The organism is Rhodococcus sp. (in: high G+C Gram-positive bacteria), assembly GCF_049286785.1.
Taxonomy (GTDB): domain Bacteria; phylum Actinomycetota; class Actinomycetes; order Mycobacteriales; family Mycobacteriaceae; genus Rhodococcus_F.
On the sequence record NZ_JBAQEO010000333.1, the window covers coordinates 1 to 3,387 of the forward strand.

A 3,387-nucleotide genomic window follows, 5' to 3' on the forward strand; every position below is an offset into this window, starting at 1 on the left:
GCTGTTGCCCGAGAACGGTTTCGATGTGGCTCGGGCGTTGGTGGGCAGCGAGGGACCCTGCGCAGTAATCGTGGCCGCCACCGTCGTCCTGGTGCCGGTGGCGCCGGCTGCGATGCTGCTGTGCCTCGGCTACCACGACCTGGTGGACGCCGCCCGCGACACCACGATGATTCTCGAGTACTCGCCCGCTGCCATCGAGGGCATCGACTCGGCGATCGTCGACACCATGCGGCACCTGCGCGGCGACGACGCCGTCGTGGGACTTCCCGACGGACAGGCCTGGCTCTACGTCGATCTCGACGGCGAGGATCCTGCCGAGGTGGAACTACGCGGCGCCGAACTTGTCGAGAAGCTGAACGCCACAGGAAGACTGGTGGCCGCCCGGGTGGTGGGCGACCCGGCCGAGCGGGCCTCGCTCTGGCGGGTGCGCGAGGACGGTGCGGGCCTGTCTGCCAGGCTCGTCGAGGGGGGCGAATCATGGACCGGCTGGGAGGATTCGGCGGTCGCCCCCGACCAGCTGGCCGACTATCTCGTCGATATCAAGGCGCTGCTCGCCGAATTCGGCCTCACCGGCGTCATGTACGGGCATTTCGGTGCCGGCTGCATGCACATCCGCATCGACTTCGACCAGCGCAGCGAGCAGGGACGCGACGTCATGTCCCGGTTCATCCACCGGGCAGCGGACCTGTGTGTCCGCTACGGCGGCTCGATGTCCGGTGAACATGGTGACGGCCGCGCCCGCTCGGAGTTGTTGCCGCTCATGTACACCCCCACGATGATGGCGGCCTTCGGTACCTTCAAGCAGCTCTGGGACCCGGCCGGCGTGCTGAACCCGGGCAGCATCGTCGAGCCGGAGCCGCTGCTCGGCAGCCTCGCCCTCGACGGCGTCAGCCCGCGCGAATGGCAGACGTCCTTCGACCTGACCCCGTCCATCCCGGTTCCGGTGGCGCCGTTCGTGCATGCCGTGCAGGGCTGCATCGGCGTCGGACGCTGTCGTGCGTCCACGGGTGGCGTGATGTGCCCGAGTTTCCGGGCCACCGGGGACGAGAAGGACTCCACCCGGGGCCGGGCGCGAGCGTTGCAGGAAATGGTGCGCAGCTCGCCGACGGTTGCCGCGGGCTGGCGTTCCGAGGACGTCAAGGAGTCACTCGACCTGTGCCTGTCCTGCAAGGCGTGCTCCACCGACTGTCCGGTGGGTGTCGACATGGCCACCTACAAATCCGAGTTCCTCAATCACCATTACCGTGGTCGTGTTCGTCCGCTGTCGCACTACTCCCTCGGCTGGCTGCCGGTCTGGTTGCGTGCGGCCGAAAAGGCCGCCCCGATGGTGAACCGGCTGACCACCGGCCGGCTCGCGCAACTCGCGGCCCGGGCCGGCGGGCTCACTCCACATCGTGAAATGCCGGACTTCGCTCCCCGCAGGAGGATCCGCGAAGAAATCGCCGGTGGCATACCCGACGGCGACGTGGTACTGCTCGCGGATACCTTCACCCGCGGCTTCCGGCCGGAGGTGGCCGGCGCCGCCATGCGGGTGCTGGCGGAGTCGGGGCTCAGTTCACAATGCCGTGCCGATGCGTGTTGCGGGCTCACCTGGATTTCCACCGGACAGCTCCGCCGAGCGAAGAAGGTTCTCACCAAGGCTGTCGAACTGCTCGACGACGGCACCGAACGTCCCATCGTCGTCCTCGAGCCGAGCTGCGCGGCGGCGCTGCACAAAGACCTGCCCGAACTCGTTCACACCGATGCTGCGGGCCGCGTTGCCGCACGAGTGCGAAGCTTCGCGCAGGCAGTGCTGGAACGCACGGAAGCAGGGTGGAGACCCAGCGTCCCCCTCCCCGCCGACGTCACCGTGCAGACCCATTGCCACGAGTACGCCGTGTTCGGCGCCGCCACCCAACGCAAAGCCCTGCGGGCGATAGGGGTACCACGCGTGCGTGAGGCCACCGGATGTTGCGGTGTCGCAGGGAACTTCGGGTTCGAGGCCGACCACTACGAGCTCAGCATGCAGGTCGCCGAACAGGCTCTGGGCCCCGCCCTGCGCGACACCCCCGCCGGTGCGGTGGTGTTGGCCGACGGCTTCAGCTGCCACATGCAGGTGCGGCACCTCGAGCCCTCCCGGTCGCCCATCCACCTCGCACAGTTGCTCGACCCCGGCGGCTTCCGTTCACGCTGATTCTGATGATGGTGCCGGGAGCGGGGTTCCGCGATCGTGGTCGAACGACGGTTTCCGCACCAGGTAGGGACAACACGTGATGACCGAATTTCTCGACCTCAGTACCGACGTCCTCGTCATCGGAGGTGGTCCGGCCGGTACGTGGGCGGCGTTACGCGCCAGGCAGTCGGGAGCGGACGTCGTCCTCGTCGACAAGGGTTACTGCGGAACGAGCGGCGCCACCGCGCCTTCGGGAACCGGTGTCTGGTACGTCGGTCCCGACCCGTCTGTGCGAGCGAAGGCCAAAGCCAGCCGTGAGTCGCTCGGCGGTCACCTCGCAGACCATGCCTGGATGGACCGGGTCCTCGATCAGACGTACGCGAACATGAACCTTCTCGCCGAGGAGGGGCGCTACCCGTTCCCGGTCGACCCCGAGACCGGTGCGCAGATCCGCACCGGTCTCCAGGGTCCCGAGTACATGCGTCGCATGCGCACCTGGATCAAGAGGGCTGGTGTACACATACTCGATCATTCGCCGGCCCTCGAACTGCTGGTCGATGCGGACGGTCAGGTGCGAGGCGCGGCAGGGTATAGGCGCCAGAAGCATCATGACTATCGGGTCACCGCGGGCGCCGTCGTCATCGCCAGCGGTGGCTGCGCATTCCTGTCGCGGGCGCTGGGGACGAACGTCGACACGGGTGACGGTGCGCTGATGGCCGCCGAAGTGGGCGCCGTCTTCTCCGGGATGGAGTTCTCCAATTCCTACGCGATCGTTCCGGCGAACTCCACGATCACCAAGACGGCCTACTACGGCTACGCCACGTTCTTCCACGCCGACGGCCGGGTCCTCGAAGGCGCCGGATCCACCAAGGGACGCTCGGTGATCGCGAAAACGCTGCTCACCGAACCTGTCTTCGCGCAGCTGGATCGGGCGAACAGCGAAGTCCAACGGCAGATGCGTCTCGGCCAGCCCAACTTCTTCCTCCAGTTCGACCGTCGCGGCATCGATCCTTTCACCGACCGGTTCGAGGTGGACCTGCTCGCCGAGGGCACCGTGCGGGGGACCGGTGGCATCGAGGTGGTCTCGGAATCCTGCGCCACCACCGTCCCCGGACTGTTCGCCGCGGGAGACGCCGCCACCCGTGAACGAATCTGCGGCGGCTTCACCGGCGGTGGCAGCCACAACTCGGCATGGGCGATGTCCTCGGGCAGTTGGGCGGGCATCGGTGCGGCAC

General features: G+C 67.7%; 2 protein-coding genes. Both read left to right on the forward strand.

Translation table 11 applies throughout. The features are described from left to right. Positions 1-2,173 (forward strand): FAD-binding and (Fe-S)-binding domain-containing protein (locus WAW17_RS12565; protein ID WP_422333302.1); only part of this gene is annotated, 2,173 nt, incomplete at its 5' end. A gap of 79 nt (positions 2,174-2,252) precedes the next feature. Continuing rightward, on the forward strand, positions 2,253-3,387 hold a 1,135-nt coding region (locus tag WAW17_RS12570), incomplete at its 3' end, for an FAD-dependent oxidoreductase (protein WP_422333303.1).